General features: G+C 44.5%; 15 protein-coding genes. 8 read left to right on the top strand and 7 right to left on the bottom strand.

The window, feature by feature from the left end; genetic code table 11:
• Positions 1 to 41: 41 nt before the first annotated feature.
• Together MHH86_RS17525 and MHH86_RS17530 are read left to right on the top strand one after the other, a co-directional pair.
• The gene (locus MHH86_RS17525; RefSeq protein WP_036688022.1) at positions 42 to 2129 is read left to right on the top strand and encodes an ABC transporter ATP-binding protein; all 2088 of its coding nucleotides are present in this window, start codon (positions 42 to 44) and stop codon (positions 2127 to 2129) included.
• A 108-nt stretch (positions 2130 to 2237) separates the two neighbouring features.
• On the top strand, positions 2238 to 3476 hold the full coding sequence (locus MHH86_RS17530) for a winged helix DNA-binding domain-containing protein (RefSeq protein ID WP_036688023.1): 1239 nt from the start codon (positions 2238 to 2240) through the stop codon (positions 3474 to 3476).
• Here the strand turns inward: MHH86_RS17530 and MHH86_RS17535 are convergent.
• The 5 genes from MHH86_RS17535 to MHH86_RS17555 all read right to left on the bottom strand — a co-directional run bounded on the left by MHH86_RS17535 (position 3468) and on the right by MHH86_RS17555 (position 7363).
• On the bottom strand, positions 3468 to 3932 hold the full coding sequence (locus MHH86_RS17535; protein ID WP_036688025.1) for a hypothetical protein: 465 nt from the start codon (positions 3930 to 3932) through the stop codon (positions 3468 to 3470). The two genes, MHH86_RS17530 and MHH86_RS17535, sit on opposite strands and share 9 nt — an antisense overlap.
• 44 nt (positions 3933 to 3976) lie before the next feature.
• Positions 3977 to 4690, bottom strand: a complete 714-nt coding sequence (locus MHH86_RS17540; RefSeq protein ID WP_036688027.1) for a hypothetical protein — start codon at positions 4688 to 4690, stop codon at positions 3977 to 3979.
• A 16-nt stretch (positions 4691 to 4706) separates the two neighbouring features.
• Positions 4707 to 5651, bottom strand: a complete 945-nt coding sequence (locus tag MHH86_RS17545; RefSeq protein WP_036688029.1) for an ABC transporter ATP-binding protein — start codon at positions 5649 to 5651, stop codon at positions 4707 to 4709.
• 252 nt (positions 5652 to 5903) lie between these two features.
• Positions 5904 to 6251: a four-helix bundle copper-binding protein gene (locus tag MHH86_RS17550; RefSeq protein ID WP_036688030.1), complete on the bottom strand. Its 348-nt coding sequence runs from the start codon at positions 6249 to 6251 to the stop codon at positions 5904 to 5906.
• 92 nt (positions 6252 to 6343) lie between these two features.
• Complete coding sequence (locus MHH86_RS17555; protein ID WP_036688033.1) at positions 6344 to 7363, bottom strand: GTP-binding protein; 1020 nt, start codon at positions 7361 to 7363, stop codon at positions 6344 to 6346.
• Positions 7364 to 7528: 165 nt separating this feature from the next.
• Between MHH86_RS17555 and MHH86_RS17560 the strand changes: the two genes are divergently transcribed.
• The 5 genes from MHH86_RS17560 to MHH86_RS17580 all read left to right on the top strand — a co-directional run bounded on the left by MHH86_RS17560 (position 7529) and on the right by MHH86_RS17580 (position 12267).
• Positions 7529 to 8047: a molybdenum cofactor biosynthesis protein B gene (locus MHH86_RS17560; protein WP_036688034.1), complete on the top strand. Its 519-nt coding sequence runs from the start codon at positions 7529 to 7531 to the stop codon at positions 8045 to 8047.
• Between the two features lie 504 nt (positions 8048 to 8551).
• Complete coding sequence (locus tag MHH86_RS17565) at positions 8552 to 9589, top strand: metalloregulator ArsR/SmtB family transcription factor (protein WP_036688037.1); 1038 nt, start codon at positions 8552 to 8554, stop codon at positions 9587 to 9589.
• A 153-nt stretch (positions 9590 to 9742) separates the two neighbouring features.
• On the top strand, positions 9743 to 10411 hold the full coding sequence (locus MHH86_RS17570) for an ABC transporter permease (protein ID WP_178420220.1): 669 nt from the start codon (positions 9743 to 9745) through the stop codon (positions 10409 to 10411).
• Positions 10412 to 10441: 30 nt separating this feature from the next.
• On the top strand, positions 10442 to 11452 hold the full coding sequence (locus tag MHH86_RS17575; RefSeq protein WP_342479787.1) for an ABC transporter ATP-binding protein: 1011 nt from the start codon (positions 10442 to 10444) through the stop codon (positions 11450 to 11452).
• Positions 11449 to 12267, top strand: a complete 819-nt coding sequence (locus MHH86_RS17580; RefSeq protein ID WP_339810034.1) for an ABC transporter permease — start codon at positions 11449 to 11451, stop codon at positions 12265 to 12267. Before MHH86_RS17575 ends, MHH86_RS17580 begins: the two co-directional genes overlap by 4 nt.
• 304 nt (positions 12268 to 12571) lie before the next feature.
• Here MHH86_RS17580 and MHH86_RS17585 read toward each other — a convergent pair whose 3' ends face one another.
• Together MHH86_RS17585 and MHH86_RS17590 are read right to left on the bottom strand one after the other, a co-directional pair.
• Positions 12572 to 14878 carry a thiamine pyrophosphate-dependent enzyme gene (locus MHH86_RS17585; RefSeq protein ID WP_036688045.1) on the bottom strand — a complete coding sequence of 769 codons (2307 nt, stop codon included), beginning with the start codon at positions 14876 to 14878 and terminating at the stop codon, positions 12572 to 12574.
• 25 nt (positions 14879 to 14903) lie between these two features.
• On the bottom strand, positions 14904 to 15914 hold the full coding sequence (locus tag MHH86_RS17590; protein ID WP_038571642.1) for a 2-oxoacid:acceptor oxidoreductase family protein: 1011 nt from the start codon (positions 15912 to 15914) through the stop codon (positions 14904 to 14906).
• Positions 15915 to 16236: 322 nt separating this feature from the next.
• Here MHH86_RS17590 and MHH86_RS17595 point away from each other — a divergent pair, with 322 nt between their 5' ends.
• Positions 16237 to 17580, top strand: a complete 1344-nt coding sequence (locus MHH86_RS17595) for an amino acid permease (protein WP_036688050.1) — start codon at positions 16237 to 16239, stop codon at positions 17578 to 17580.
• The last annotated feature ends 80 nt before the right edge of the window (positions 17581 to 17660 follow it).

The raw sequence follows: 17660 nt of genomic DNA on the forward strand, positions 1-17660 counted from the left end.
ACGAGCTACGACTACGCAAAACATTTTAGGAGGTGTCACGGTTGACACAAAGTACAGGCAAACGCCTGCTGGAATATGCATTGACCGCAAAGAAAACCTTTATCGCAGCCCTTCTGCTGCTTTCAATCGGGGTAGCGGCAGAGCTGGCAGGTCCATTTATAGCCAAAAGCATGATCGACAATCACATGCTGGCCATCGAGAAGCCCTATTTCAGCACCACGTCTCCCGATAAGGCGGCTGAATATAACAATAGTTTATACAAACGCGGCGATCGCTTTGAGCCTGGTGAAACTAAAGGCCAAGAAATTCGTGTTCTTCAAGCAGGGAGAAGTTTTTATTTTATTAACGAAGCTGTAACACAGCCTGACGGTGAACGAAAGTTCATCGATGGAGAGATGCATATCACCCGTGGTGATAACGAAGTTATCTATCCGGCGGTTAAGCTATCGGCCGATGAGCTGTTCGCTTTTTACAAACCTGAGCTTCCTGGAATCTATCAGTTGGTCGGAATGTATGCTATTTTTCTTGTAATCTCCATCTTTGCTGAATTCGGAAAAACCTACTGGCTGCAATCTTCGGCGAATCAGGTAATCCGGAAGCTGCGGACAGATGTATACGCACATATCCAGCGACTACCCGTTCATTTTTTTGACAATTTGCCTGCTGGTAAGGTAGTGTCGCGGGTTACAAATGATACCGAGGCGATTAAGGATCTATTCATTGCCGTCCTTTCCAATTTCAGCACCGGTATTATCAATATAACTGGCGTATATATCGCTCTGTTCTTACTTGATGTCCGTCTGGGTCTGATCAGCTTGTTCATTGTACCTATTCTTGTGCTGTGGATCGTGCTCTATCGCAAAATTGCGACCAAATACAATACGATCATTCGCTCACGTCTAAGTGAAATTAACGCCATTATTAATGAATCGATTCAGGGGATGTCAATCGTCCGGATATTCCGCCGTCAGAAGCAGCTTAGTGCAGAATTTGAGAACCTGAACGATGATTACTTGAAATATCAGAATAAAATGTTAAATCTGAATGCTTTCACGTCCCACAATCTGGTGAACTCACTTCGTTCTCTCTCTTTTGTGATGGTGCTTTGGTATTTCGGACATGGCAGTATTACTGGTTCAACCTTTGTATCCTTAGGCGTTCTATATGCCTTTGTCGATGTGCTCGGACGTTTGTTCCAGCCTATCACGGGTATGGTGAACCAGTTGGCGAACCTGGATACTTCTATGGTATCTGCGGGACGTGTGTTTACGCTTATGGATGAACCTGGAGAGAATGTTACGGACGGCTCCATGCCACGCTACAAAGGAAAAGTGGAATTTAAGAATGTATCTTTTGCTTATAAAAAAGACTACGTCCTTCGCGATATCTCCTTTGAAGCACGCCCGGGTGAAACTGTCGCTCTTGTAGGTCATACGGGTTCCGGCAAAAGCTCAATCATCAATCTGCTGTTCCGGTTCTATGATCCACAAAAAGGCGATATTACGATTGACGGTCAAAAGGTTACGGATATTCCGAAGCAGTGGCTGCGGAATCACATGGGCATCGTGCTGCAGGATCCGTACCTCTTCACGGGCACCATTGCTTCGAACGTCAGCCTAGGGGATGAACGAATTTCACGTGAACGTGTAGAACGTGCATTGCGTGAGGTTGGTGCGGATAAGTTGCTCGCTCATCTTCCACAAGGATTTGATGAACCGGTAATTGAGAAAGGAAGTACTTTATCTGCGGGTCAGCGGCAATTGATTTCTTTTGCGAGAGCTCTCTCCTTTGACCCAGCTATTCTTATTCTAGATGAAGCTACCTCCAACATCGATACAGAAACGGAAAGCGTCATTCAGGATGCGCTGGAAGTTCTCAAAAAAGGACGCACCACTTTCATCATCGCTCACCGCTTATCCACGATTCGCAGTGCAGATCAGATTCTAGTCCTACATCACGGAGAGATCGTAGAACGCGGTAGCCACGATGAACTGATGGCGCTTGGCGGAAGATACTTCCGTATGTACCAGCTGCAAGTAGGTGCCGCTGCTAACAGCTCTGACGATAACGCTGGCGCAAGCAACCGTCCAGCACTCGGAAACTTGCAACCCTCTCTTGAGAAAATGTAATTTACAACCCTGAGTCACTTCATTGTGATTCAGGGTTTTTTCCTGCTTGATCTTAGAACAGATGTTCTGTATTATGGAAATTAATACATATCCTTGGAGGAGTAAACGATGCTTACTTATAATCTGACTAAGAAACAAGCCAGGCTTTTTCTGCTATCTCATCAAAAGTTAACTGCCGGAGCTATCCCTTCCGGAAAACTTAGTATTTATGACTATGTTCGTCACGTAGGCTGCATCCAATATGACCCCCTTAATATTGCCGGCCATAATCATGAGCTGGTCCTCCAAGCACGGATTCCGGGATTTACGCCAGAACTGGTCCAAGAGCTTCTGTATAAAGACAGGTTGCTCGTTGATGGCTGGGACAAGAACATGTCTATTTATTGTACAGAGGATTGGCCTTATTTTAAGCGGAGAAGAACAGCTGCTGCCTCCCACCATCAGGCTAATGAGCCTGTAATGGTCGCTGTAGCACAGGTTCGTGAAGAGCTTCAGAAGCGCGGTCCCCTCTCCTCTTTGGATTTAGACGGAAAGGAGAAAGTAGATTGGGCTTGGGCTCCGACAAGATTATCACGAGCTGCAATGGAAAGCATGTACTTTTGGGGAGAGATTGTTGTCCACCATCGTGTACATACTCGGCGATATTATGATTTCGCTGAACGTTTGTTACCCTCAGAGCTGCTGAGTTCAGCCGATCCAAATGTCACGGAAGAACAATTTCACGATTGGTATGTGATACGTAGAATAGGAAGTATCGGCTTGTTATGGAATAAATCTGGAGACGGATGGCTGGGCATATCCGGACTGAAGAGCAAAGAGCGTGCGGCGGCGATTCAGAGATTGCTGGAGAAGGATAGTCTCAGAGAAGTTTGGGTCGAGGGGATTAAGGTTCCGCTTTATATCCGCAGTATAGATGCTCCAACCTTGGAGTCTGTGATGCTGCAAGAATCTGAAGAGATTGGGCTTCAACCACGTGATTCATTTGCGGCTGTTTTGGCTCCGCTGGATAATTTGTTGTGGGAACGCGAGCTGGTTCGGCAATTATTCGGATTTCATTACCGCTGGGAGGTCTATAAGCCGGCAATAGAACGAGAATATGGTTACTATGTACTGCCAATATTATATAATGATCGTTTTGTTGGCAGATTTGAACCGGTGATGGATAAGAAGAACCAAACATTGAATATTAACAATTGGTGGTGGGAACCTGGAGAAAGCCTAACACCGGAGATGATTCCGGCATTAGGCGAAGCTTTAACTGCACTCTCTCGCTGTGTTAGAGCTTCTTCGGTTCATTTTAGACCAGAGGTTGTAACAGCTTGCGGCTTAGAAGGATTATTACAATAAGTTTTCCTCCTCTAATCCAAGCTTCGTGAACATTTCTGTGCAGTAGCCTTGCAGTTTAACTTCAAGTCTACTTGCTTTATTTTTAAAACGTTTCAGCTCCCGAATCATTTTAGCTCTTCCGGCAGGCGTAAAGGTTTCCTGTATACGCTCTTTAAAGTAATCATGAACGATGTAATTACGTTGTTTCCACACTTCCTCCAACTGAGCGGTTTCTTGCTCCGAGAAAGGAAAATGATGTTGGATTTCTTTGATGAGTTGGCCGAGTGAATTGCTGAGTTTTCGCTGATAAAGGTCTGTCAGATCTGCTTCTGTTGGCGTTTTTCCTTGTGATAGCTTAGTAAGCAATAGCAAGTTGGTAAGCTGCTGCTCGAGGGCCTGTCCATAATAAACTGCCAGTCCAAAATAGGCGAATAACTCTTTCGATTGTTCACTCTCAGCTACATATGTATCCTTCATCTTTTCCCCCACTTCTGTATCCTTGTTCCTTTTATCTATACAAGTTATGTTTTGTTGTAATCCCTCTGTCTTGATCTGTACAAATAAAAACCGATAAGCAGTGTTATATATACTAATGCTTGTGCAAATGAACCTAACAACTCCGCTAATGACAATGTATCAGCTTTCATCATGGCCTCCATTACAGGAGTTACTGGCGGCAACAACCAGATCAAAAAATGAAATATACCAGGCAAACTTTCGCTGATTTGTGCTCCACCCAGTGATAGTACAACGATAGCTAATAACATACCTGTTGCGTGACTGCCTTTTTGAATCCAAGAAGATTGAAAGAATAGGGCAATAGCCACACCAAGCATACCCAACAATCCATGTCCTATAAGCGCTAGAATTAACCGATATGCCCCAGGTGATTCTGCGAAATGACCTGTTACCCAAGGATAAAGGACAATCAATATATCTAGCAGCAACGTTAGAAAACAAAGCGTTAAGATACTACCTGCACTATGTTTTGCCGCACTTCGCATGTGAACAACTGCAATCTGCCGATGAACAGCGTGCTCATGATTCAAAAAACTAAGACTCATCCAAGCGCAGCTTATAAAGAGCATTACTGCTGTAGCGGCATAGCTATTCATAACTGGATTGGGCTTATAAGAATACAATATCAAGACTGCAATCACAATCCCCGCTAACGGGCCGAAATAACGCTGAGATCGAGTATAACTTCGCAGCATGTAAACGATAAACGGATACACGTTAGCCCCCCTTGGTTCAACTCCTAGGATTCATCCATTTTTCTAAGTCATGCGATCCTCCGCGAGGTTCTACCGATTGTATTGAACCACCCGACTCCAAGATAACCCGCAAAAAAGCATCTGATTCTGAACTTGTTACTGTCAACGCTGTACGTGCTATGTTACAACTATCCTTAAACGTATTTATTGCAATGAAACCTGCCATTTCCTTCAATTGCTGCAATTTCTGAATCGACAGATTAGACAATAGTATGTATGTAGAGGGTTTAAAGTTCAGCTTCTCTGACCCCTGAATTGACTTTACAATTTTCCCTTCATGTATGACATGAACCTGATCCGCAAGCAATTCAATCCATTGGGGTTCATGTACAGAGAAGACTATAGCAGTACCCTTATTTCTCAAACCAATAAGAAGCTCAGCTAACTTATTCATTGAGGGGAGATCAAGGCCCGACATAGGTTCATCAAGAAGCAGCAACGAGGGACTCCCCAGCAAGCTTTGAATCAAATTAATTTTTTGCAGCATTCCTTTGGAGAAGTTTAGCATAGACTGCTTGCGAAAGTGCTCCAGCTTAAAAAGTTGAAATAACGTTGTTAGCTCCTGCTCGATCAGGACTGGCGCAAGGCCGCTAATCTGTCCCATACTTCGCAAGTACTGTTCTGGGGTCAGCTTCAACCCTGGAAACATCTCAGGTGCATAACCAATTCTCAGATTTGAATCCTTACAACTCAGCTTTCCAGAGGAAATATGGACCAGTCCAGCTAAGATTGACAACAGCGTACTTTTGCCGGATCCGTTCCGTCCGATCAGAGCAGTTGCAGTCCCCTTTTCAATAGTAAACGATACATCTTCCAATACGGGTCGGCGTCCATACTGTTTACTGATCTGTTCTAATTCTATCAGGGGAATAGCAACATCTATACTACCGCTGGCAAAGTTACGATCTACTAAGTTCGCCACTTAACATTCTCCCTTCATATCTACTGTTAATTCTCCGGTTCCCTACGAATTTCCTCTTCTAGGAATCAAAAAAATGAAAGAACTGCCATAGCAGCCCTTTCTAAAACTTCCTTTCTATCCAGTATTCCTCCCCTTTTTTTCTACCAGTAGCATTAATCAAACAGACCTGGATATAAAAAACCAGACTATTGCTATATTTCTACAGCAACAGTCTGGCTATTAGTTCATATATGAGAGTTAAGCTATACGATCTTACGCATATACCTCAACAGCATCGCTAATCAAACGGCATGCCTCTGCAGCTTTACGGCAGGCATTAATACATTCTTGGCAGTGATTATGTATATGCTTGCTGCTCTCATCTGCGCATGCTTCACAAATCTCCGCACATAGTTTTAGAATTCCAGATACAAACGGACTTTGACGAGTCATTGCTTGAATGGCATAAGAACAAATATCCGCACATTCACGATCGAGTCGCATGCTCTCACGAAGTGATGCAAGATCATATTCTTTTAGGCTTGAGACATAGCTGTAGTTACAGGCATTCATACTTTCGAGACAAGCGTCAATGCACTCCTGATATTGAATTCGGGTCATAGCCTTCAACCTCCTGCATTTTTAATGGGTATGCCTTACTATTAACCTACAAGATTAGGAATGAACCACAGCTTCTTCTGAAGCAGAACGGATTACAGGCTTCTTTTGATCGTGCCAGGCCGAACTAAAATACGTCCTTCCATCGCCAGCAGCTTCGTGCGTAACTCACTGGATGAGAAGTGTTCCCCGATAAATACAGCTACGTCTGGGACTTCGCCTTGAGGTGTGATTTTCATAAAATCAGCTTCACGGTAAGCATATTGAAAAAGAAAACGACTGGAGGTGTCATTAAAGGTCACAATGCCTTTAGCCCTATAAACATCACGCGGAAGCTCCTTGACGAACTGTTCAAAGGTCTCGCTGTTGACAGGTCGTTTGAAGTAATGTGTGTATGCCATCACGTGATCATGAGAAGCATGGGTGCCTCCTAAAGGTAGTTGAGCTTCCTCATGCACTTGGCTTTCGCTGTCGCTCTCTTCAAGCTGTGTATCCGTAAGAACTCCACCTGCACTACGCAGGAGCTCCTCTGTGTCGATCTCACAACGCTCCGCTGGCATAATCGGTGCATAAGAATTCCATTTTCGCAGAACAGTTGTGATCTCTTCCGCTTCATCTGCTGAGACACGGTCAGTTTTATTCAGAATCAAAACAGATGCGCAGCGAATTTGCTCCTGCATCAGTCGATAGGTTGCCCCCTGCTGCGCACGGTACAATTCGAGCAGATGCGCGGCGTCAACGACGGTGATCAAGCTTTTTAGCTCGACTTTTTGATACAGTGAAGTTTCGGTTACACCATCTACAATTTCCAACGGGTTCGCCGCACCTGTGGCCTCAATAACAACCACATCAGGTGATTCCTTCTTGATAAGAGTAGTTAGCTCTGTGCTAAGATCCCCTCGGATAGAACAACAGATACAGCCGCCGAGCAGCTCTGCCATAGGAACGGTTTGCTCAACCAGCAGCCCATCCAGGTTCACTTCACCCAGCTCATTCATCACTACGGCCGGGCGCAAGCCCTGATCTTTCCAATGTTCCAGCAGGCGCTGCAGCAGGGTAGTTTTGCCGCTTCCCAGAAATCCTGACAATATATACACAGGTACAACCTGTTCCATGATTCATCGCTCCTTGCAAATTACGGGTATGGTAGCGAGTTTACTACATGATGCCAAAGCACGCAAGCGGCACACCTATAACCTCAAAAGAATAGCGATTGATAACAAAACTTGTCTTTGCCTTCCCCATACCCTATCATGAGAACATCTCTAATTTAGGAGCTGATCTCATTGTCATCCGTTGAAGAACATCGGAAGGAAGCACCACAATCCGTTTCCTGCTACATCATTACCGTCTCAGACACCAGAACTACTGAAACAGATACCGGTGGAGCATTAATCAAATCCATGCTCGAGGCTGCCGGGTATGAAGTTATTGGTCATACCATTATCAAAGACAACTATCAGGACATTCGTGAACTACTCTATAAAAACGCTGATCACACTGAAGTTGAGGCCGTGTTGCTGACAGGTGGAACAGGAATCTCTCCCCGTGACACCACCTACGAAGCAGTTTCATCCTTGCTTGATAAAACGCTACCGGGCTTCGGTGAGATTTTTCGAATGTTAAGCTACACAGAGGACATTGGTTCGGCGGCAATCCTTAGCCGGGCAATTGCAGGTACGATTGGCAACACAGCTGTTTTTTCTATGCCTGGCTCCACTGGAGCCGTTAAATTGGCTATGGAACGGCTCATTATCCCGGAGCTTCGTCATGTAATGCGAGAGATATACAAACAATAATCCCACCCATTTTTTTATAAACTAGACAAATAACCAAGCATGCCTTTGTTCTGTGCGTATAATACGGTAAGTTCACACACAAAGGAGCTGAAGGAAATGTCAGAAGGATGTCCAAAATGCCCGGCCCAAACTGTCACTGACCCACCTAAGGTGGTTTATCAAGATTACTACCACCCTCAAGTTGTGAATGTTATTCACCCGGTAGAAATCGTTAGACGCCATCACTGTGTCCCAGTTCCTCGTCATTGCTACACCTATTCTGTTAAAGATATCATGTGCGATAACTCCATGATGCCTAGAGGCAGAAGATAACTCTACTTCATAACTCTATCAAAAGAATCCTATAAGTGAGAGAAACATCATCCATGTCCATCGCATGGGGATGTGCTCTCGCTTTTTTCTGCATAAAAGATTTGACAATCCTGACCATTCCCCCTATAATTTTGAACACTTTACGCGAAAGTGGTTTTTGATTAACCAAACAGTTAATCGGAGAGGAAAGAGATGAGCTCACTCAAAACTTTAAATCGAAAGATCAAAACGGTCGTCAGTCCTTTTCATGAGTTATTATGCAGTCTGCATGTCTTCCATCAACCAGAACACCATCCAACAAGATTACAATGGGCTCTGGAGCTCAAGAAAAGGATGCCTCTTGCTCTACAGGAGAACATCCACACACTTGGGCAGTTGTCAGACCGTTGGATCGCTCTGCTAGATTTACCGGACCGTATGGGTGTCCCTATTTCTTGCAATCAAGGAATCACCCTACTCAAAAAACTTCCGGATGCAGAGCTAGTGTATCTATTTATGAATCAAGAAATTGCACTAAGTACCCTAGTCGAATGGCTGAATGAATCTGAAAGCAAGCGTTCGCTGATGAAGTTGAGTGGAAACGTGAAGTACCTGATAAACAATCTGGCTAGTGTTCGCAAGCTGTTAATCTCAACATTAATTACATACGAACATGATTATTTCGGGCAGGAATGGGACTATATTGAACCATTTATGAACATCTCAGCCGCTCAGTTTCAAGACTTAGCCAGTCGATCCCCGGAAAAGGCACTAAATACGCTCCACCCACGCCTCCTCGCAGAGAACGGGACTCTGACAGTACAAAAGTCTGTAACGTATTACTTTCCTTATGACCAGCTTGGACAAGTGTACGTTTTTCCTTCTACATTCATATTTCCGCATCTGCTTGTTGGCTGGTTCGAAGACACTTTATTTTTGCCACTCACGGTGGATGTTCCCGGTCTTGCCTTTAGTGAAGGACCGCCGAGTGACCTGTTGCGCCAACTCAAAGCTTTAAGTGATGATACGCGGATGCGAATTCTGAAACTACTGTGGAAAAGTCCACATTGTACCAAGCAGCTTGCGCCAATATTGGGTATTTCTGAAGCTGCGGTCTCTAAACAGCTAAAACAACTAAGTGAAGCAGGATTTACCCAATCACAGCGAAAAGGGAATTATTTATTTTATTCAGTGAACAAAGAAGTCTTTGATAATCTTCTCGTTCTGCAAAGGCAGTACCTTGAACAATAAGGTTAATGAAAGGTGTGAGTACAGTTGTGGCATATCGCTATCGCAACCCTAAAAAGAAACCAAAAATCTAATCTTAGAGCCTTTCCCTGGACCTTTACATTCGGGCACATTATTGATGGAGTTTATCTAGTCATCATCTCTTATTTTTCTTATGTGTATCTAATCAATGGGGATATAGATTCAAAATTCGCTATCTATAGTGGCAGTGATGACTATCTGACCTATGTAATTATTGGAGGTATGCTCAGTATATTTTCCGTCAGTATGATGATGAATGTATCCAGGGCACTTATTACCGAATGGAGAGAAGGTACACTTGAGGCACTGTTGCTCTCCCCTTCAAGCCGGAGCGGTTATTTTCTAGGAAACGCAGTCCAGCAGTTGTATCGAAGCGGGGCGGAATTGCTGGTGGTTCTCTTCTTTGGCCTTTTGGCAGGACTTCGGCTCCCCTCTGTTCACTTTATATCTCTCCTCGTGGGAATTTTGCTGTTTTTACTATCATGTTATGCGATGGCGCTGGTGCTAGGAAGCATTATGCTTTATACAAGGGACACCTTCATTGTTCAAAATACTCTATTTACGATAACTGCTCTACTATGTGGATTTCAGTTTCCAAGGCAATACTTGCCTGACTACTTGCAGGCTATAGGTGAGATTTTCCCATTGACCTATGCGCTACAACTGCTACGAGGCACGCTGCTAACTGGAGAATCAATACGATTAATTGATGCATTGCCTATCATACTACTTAGTGTTGTATACATAACGGTTGGTCAATGGACAAATCGGCGCATAGAGCGCGGGTTGTTCGAACGTTTCTAAAACCTTGGAGGGTGAAAACCATTGATAAACATGCATGAAGTTACTAAAATTTACGAAAGCAAACATAGACTGGGCTGGTTCCGTTCGGAAAAAAGATCAGTGACTGCAGTGAAATCACTATCTTTAGATATCGCTGCGGGGGAAATCGTAGGTCTTCTCGGTCTAAATGGCGCTGGAAAAACCACTACAATACGTATGCTCTCTACTCTCCTAGAGCCAACCTCAGGCAGTATTGAAGTCGATGGAATGTCACTGCACAAGAATCGAAAGGCCATTCAGCAAAAAGTAAATATGATCGCCGGAGGAGAACGAATGTTGTACTGGCGACTCACTGGTAGAGAAAATCTTCAATACTTCGGTAAACTCTATGGAATGAACAGCCCTCAAATCGCTAGAGAAGCAGAACGTCTTCTGGAGGAAGTAGGTTTGACCCAAGCTGCTGACCAACCCGTTGAACAATATTCTAAAGGGATGAAGCAACGGCTGCAAATCGCCCGCGGACTTATCAACGATCCACAATACTTATTTCTAGATGAGCCCACACTTGGCCTTGATGCCCCCATTTCCAGGCAGCTTCGCGGTACGATAAGAAAGCTTGCACTGGACAGTGGAAAGGGTATCCTTCTGACCAGCCATTATTTGCAGGAGGTCGAAGAACTCTGTGATCGGGTTTATGTACTGAATCGAGGCGAGCTTCTGCTCTGTGACAAACCTGAGCGGATTGTCCATCAGGTTGCAGGCTCGCAAACTGCTCATTTAGAGGTTACAGGCTGGCATGAATCACTTCGTCCCAAGCTACTAGAGCATCTACGAACATATACTCAGCCTGCGGAATTAATGGGTGTCTGCGCAACAGAAAAACTCGAACTTCGAAATGATGGACTGCAGCGCATTTCTGTAAAGACACCTTCGGCTGATAGGATCATTACAGAGCTGCTGCCATGGACTACGGAGCATGGGCTTAGCATTAAAAGCTTCGCATCCGAAAAACCTAATTTGGAGGATGCGATTATCCTCCTTTCGGAAGGAAGGGTATCATGAACTTACATAGCTTATGGTTTACCCTTAGCGCGGAGATCACTAAGCAGCATCGAAATAGAGTTAAAGGACGCGCAGTGTTTTTTTCACTTCTACTCTGGCCGGCGCTCACCTTTTTAACCACCTACTTTACTATGCAGCCCTTTAGAACAGGAGTAGGATCAGCACTCTCAAAAGTAATACCAGATGGACGGATTCCCCTTTTTCTGCTGAGCGGATATCTCGTCTTTCAGTTATACTGGACGGTTGTGCAAGCCGCATGGTTATTCGAACAAGAACGTAAAGGGGGCACACTTGAGGTAGTGTTCCTAACCCCAGCGTCAAAAATGACCTTCCTGTATGGACGTTCCATATATTCACTATTTCACGGAATATGGAGGTTCGCTTGTTTCTCCATCCTGACTTTCATTTTTCTTGCGGATGCAACGACTGTTAACTGGGGCGCCTTATTGCCTGTATTAGTACTTATCATGATATCAGCGGTTATATGGGGAGCTTTGCTGTGTGCGATATCTCTATTCTCAAGGGATTCAGGGCTACTCTATTACATCTTTCAAGCACCAATGGAGCTGTTTGGTGGGGTTCGTATTCCACCAGCGGTATTCCCAGCATGGGCAACGGGCCTATCCCTTCTGTTTCCACTCACATATAGTCTGATTCTCGTGCGCGGGGCGTTATACGATAATATCGGGATTAGCTGGTGGTGGGCTCTCGGCGCTTTAATCGTAGGTAGTTCTTGTCTTGTCATTTGTACCCGCTATCTTCTGGTTAGGGCAGAACAACATGCAAGAGTAAAAGGGAATTGGACTTTATTCTAATTGTAAATGACCAAGTCTTTAACACATAGGACCTAAATGACGTTATTTGCCGGTTCTTAGCTTTTTCAGAAGTTTCGCGGACTCCAGTGACACTATTCCTTCAAAAAGGGCTCATATTGGGAGTTTTTAGGGCCGATAACTGCTATGCAGTCCGTTAGAATTCCAAATGGGAAAGAAGACTGTGTTTAAGGTCAGTGGTGTCCGAAAACTGTTTCTTACGCGCAAATGCTCCCTAACCACAAAAAACCCGGCAGACAAATCTGCCGGGTTTTTTCATATTTTATATGCTGGAGATAAACACATCTTATAAGTCAGGATGTTCGTGTTTTGCCTTGAGACGATTCCAACGGCGCTCAACTTCTTCTTCGAAGCTGTGCAAAGCTGGCTCATTCTCAGGTTTCAACAAGTGACGAGTTTTACCCATTGTCTTCAGCCATGCTGAGAGCTCGACACGTTTGCCCTTGTCTTCGGGATTATATGTGATATTCGTAGAACCATGCTCTACTTCATATAACGGGAAGAAGCAAGACTCAACAGCTAATGAAACGATGTTAGTGCCTTCCTTATCATCAGACATCCAGTTTAGCGGACATGCGATCAGGATTTTACCATACACCAAACCTTCGTTTTGTGCGTACCACTGTGCTTTTGCCGCTTTTTTCACCAGATCCTGCGGATAAGCCTCCGAACCCGTGAAGACATAAGGAATGTTAGTAGCCGCCATAATTTGTGCTGTATCTTTATGCTGAGTCACTTTACCTTGCTGCTGCTTGCCGATACTGGAGGTTGATGTACGATGACCCAGTGGTGTCGAATAGGACTGCTGTGCTCCAGTATTCATGTAACCCTCGTTATCGTACTCTACAATAATCATTTTGTGACCACGCAGCGCAGCTCCAATTGCCGGTCCCATCCCGATGTCCATACCGCCATCTCCGGTTACCATAACAAACGTAAAGTCCTCTTTAAGCCCTAGTCCATCCAGCTCACCGCGACGTTTGCGTTCCCAGAACATCTCTACGACACCGGACAAGGTAGCCGCTCCATTTTGGAAAAGATTATGGATAAACGTTGATTTATGGGAGGAATACGGGTACCCCGTAGTCGTTACCATGGCACAGCCTGTATGATAAAGTGCGACGATATCCCCTTCAATCCCTTTGAAGAAAGTCTCTAGTCCTGAGAAAATCCCACAACCCGGACACGCACCATGACCTGGGGAGAGCCGTTTAGGTTTCTTCGTCAAGCTGCGCAGCGGCGGAATCCGTACGCTTAATTTGCCCGTTGCTTCATCCTGTTTCACAGTGATCAAGCCTGTCTTCAGTGAGTCAAAGTCCATTGGCTTCAGAAGACGTTGTGGAGCTTTTTCTGGTGTACCCGGATTGTGGCCGTAATAATCAAATGGTATGTCTACTCGATCTGCAGCAACAGCATCAATTGCTAATTGGAAAAATGCATGACCATCTTCTGCGTAGAAGTCCTTACCACCCAAACCGTAAATACGGCTTATTACTTTAGTCGTAGTGTTGCCATATGTGAACAGGGCTGCCTTAATTTCATTGACCATGTTACCACCGTGTCCGCCAACAGAATCTGCGCGGTCACCAACGGTGATTGCTTTAACGTTTTTCAGCGCTTCAGCAATTTGCTTCTGTGGGAAAGGACGGATCATATTCGGCGAGATTGCACCGGCTTTGATTCCTTGCAAACGAAGCTGATCTACAACATCCTTAATAATCTCAGAGGCAGAATTCATCAAGAATACGGCTACTTCAGCATCTTCCATCCGATATTCCTCGATCATTGGATAATAACGTCCGGTTAACTCAGCAAATTCCTTCGCGATTTCTTCAAAAACTTCACCCGCATTGTACATAGCTACGGACTGTTGATAACGGTTGTTAATATAGTCAGGTTCGTTCATATAAGGGCCAACGGTTACCGGATTATTGCGGTCTAAAGTATCGGTGAAACCTGTTGGAGGTTGTGCTCCAACAAATTTATGAACATCCTCCCGATGAGTAAAGGCCTGTACGCGGCGCTTCTGGTGGGAAGTGAAATATCCATCTGAGGCCACCATTACCGGAAGACGAACTTTAGCATGTTCAGCAAGCTTCAATGCCATTAGATTCATATCATAAACAGATTGTGGATCCCGGCACATTAAAATTGGCCAACCTGTATTCAGGGCAAAATACAAATCAGAATGATCCCCGTGAATATTCAGCGGTCCAGAGATCGAACGGCAGATTAGATTCATAACCATAGGCATACGCGTACCAGCTTGTACAGGCAATTGCTCAAGCATGAACATATAACCTTGGGCACTGGTAGCATTAAATACACGTCCGCCAGCCGTTGAAGCGCCATAACAGATTCCAGCAGAGCTATGCTCGCCATCTGACGGAATCAGCATAATATCATGCTGGCCGTTCGCTTTCATCGTATCAAGAAATTGCGCTACTTCTGTCGATGGAGAAATCGGAAAATACCCCATTACATGATAATTAATCTGATGAGCAGCATAAGCTGCCATTTCATTGCCGGATTCATATAGGAATTTCTGCTCTACTTTAGCAGAGCCTACTTCTTTTTCATAATCTATTGCCACGTGTATTCCACCTTTCCTCCGTTAATTAGGCCTCAGTAACGAGATCAAAAATATGCCGGACCGTATGACTCTCTGCGTAGCCTTCTTCCTCACGTTCGCCAGACAAGGCAGTTGTAGGACAAGCTTCTACACATTTTAAACAGCCTTTACAGTATTGGTAATCAATACCTTGCAGGAACATTTGTGGACGCCCCTTCTTATCAGGCTGCTCATCCCAAACAAAACAGAGATCAGGACACACCGTATCGCACTGCGCACAATGAATACAATCCTCCTGCTTAAAATGAGGCAGCAAACCGGAGCGAGAAATGCTCAAGTTCTTTAAAAAGCTACTGCCAGGATTCGTAATGGTACCGCCGATAGGCTGTGTTTCATAACCCAATGCGGAAATATCAGACCGCACGAATTCAGGCATTGTCACGCCCGCAGGCAGTGGAAAATGCATAAACTTAACTTCATTAAATCCACGGTCGAAAGTAGTCAGCGCTGACTGTACTGCCTGTGGATACTTTTTGCCTAGTGATTTCTCTATAACGCCTTTCATAATTTCAGGGTCCAAGAAATCACACATCCGGAACAACGCGCCCAGCATCGCCATATTAACACGGTTTTTCTCATCTAAGGCGATAGTTGTAGCATCAACGACTGCAATAGTTCCTGCCATCATATTCAGGGAGGATTTCAATTCCTCCGGCGATTTTGCTGAGTTTACCAATACTGTGCTATGTTCATAAATTCCGCTAATTACGTTAACTGTCTTTGCTAGTGCTTCGTGAAATACCCCAACAACATGCGGGCGCTCAACCGGAGACGTGTCACGAATAGGTGTGTTCAAATCACAAAACCGGATATGCGCTTTTACCGCTGATCCCTTCTTCTCCGAACCATATGACGAAAAGCTGACCCCATTCATTCCAGCACCGACAACACCTGCTTCCGCAAGCATTTTACCAGCCAGGTTCGCACCCAACCCTCCAATTGACTCCAGACGAATCTCAAAAAATCCGAGCTCGTTCACTTTTGGTAACTGTACCACCGACATAGCCCCTTTCAGAATGTCATCTAGTATAATATCCTTTTGACTTTTTCAACGATTGTAACTTGATTTCGCAAGACGCGAAGTGACAAATCTTGCATTTTCCAAGTGTTGCCTAAGCTTATTTATCTACTTTCATTTAGCAATAAAATTAAAAATTAAGATGTTAAATTCATCACATTGTTCATGATAAATATCACACACCGATGAAAAATCACCTCTATTTCTGCAAATGTGTATCATTTATACTTTTCAACTAGTCCATTTCAGGATAAACTGATTCTTGGTGTAATTTTTTGAACCTACTTAGGAGGCATTAAATGTGAAGTCAAACGAAGCATCATTACAGAAAAAATTGCTTCCACGGCATATCAGCTTTATGGCGATGGGCGGCGTAATCGGTACGGGGATTTTCAAAGGAAGCTCTGAGACGATAAGCATTGCTGGACCAGGGGTTGTTCTCTCCTATGTATTGGCAGGCTTGCTGCTACTAGTCGTTATGGGTGCAATTGCCGAAATGGCCACGGTATACCCGAACAAAAATATGAAGGAATTCATTCGCGAAGCTTTTGGAGAACGGCTTTCCTTTATCGTGGGTTGGCTCTATTGCTTCATGTGGTTGACTGTCTGCGTGATCGAAGTGCTGGCGGCAGGAAGCTTCTTGCAATACTGGTTACCGGATGTTCCGTTATGGCTACTGAGTCTAGCAAGTGGTGCTTTAATTATTGGCATCAATATGATGAGTGTAAGCGGTTATGGAGAGACGGAGTTTTGGTTAGCAGGAATCAAAATAGCTATGATTATCATCTTTATTATCCTGGGAGCTGCATTATTGTTTGGGCTATTGCCTATGTCTGAAGGGACTCCCTATTTAAGTAATTTTACGGATTATGGCGGATTATTCCCACAAGGCTGGACACCTATCTTCTCTGCCCTTCTGGTCGTCATGTTCTCCTACGGCGGATCTGAGCTGATTGGACTAACTTTAACAGAAACTCAAGATGCAGAAAAAGTGTTGCCTAGAGTTGTCAAAAGCTTCATTTTGCGCGTTATTCTGTTCTATACGATTCCAATTCTGATCATCTGTGGGTTAATTCCTTGGAATCAGCTTAACGAGCATACCAGCCCCTTTGTGCAGGTTTTAGCAGCTACAGGACTTAAGGGTGCTGACCATGTTATGAACTTCATACTGATTACAGCTGTGCTCTCTGCTGCTAACTCCGGTATCTATGGCGCCACACGGATGTTGCACTCTTTGGCTTCACAGGGTGAAGCTCCACGTAGCTTAGCAAAGACCTCAGCAAAAGGTGTGCCGATCAACAGTCTTAAACTTTGCGCTATAGTTCTTTTTGTTGGTTCTATGTTAGCGTACTTCGCACAGGATGGACTTTTCCGGCTGCTGATGGCTGTTCCCGGCTTCGTAGTAAGCTTGGTATGGATCAGCATCTGTCTATCACAGCTGAAGCTGCGGAAAACCTATCCTAAAGAGCCAAGCTTTAAAGTGTGGGGGTTCCCTTATATAACGATTTTGACGCTTATCTGTTTGTCGGTTATTACGATTTCCTTCCTTTTCGACACTCAGAACCGGATCAGCATAGGCACATGTCTGGGCTTCCTGCTGATGCTTACCATCTGGTCATTCGCGAAATTCCGGAAGAAGAACTAAATTAAATTGCTCGCATTGACATGTAAGAAGGTGTATCCATTGTTCCACGCGATAGCGTAGAACGGGGATACACCTTTTCT

This window comes from Paenibacillus sp. FSL F4-0097 (assembly GCF_038593125.1).
Lineage (GTDB): Bacteria > Bacillota > Bacilli > Paenibacillales > Paenibacillaceae > Paenibacillus_AQ > Paenibacillus_AQ odorifer.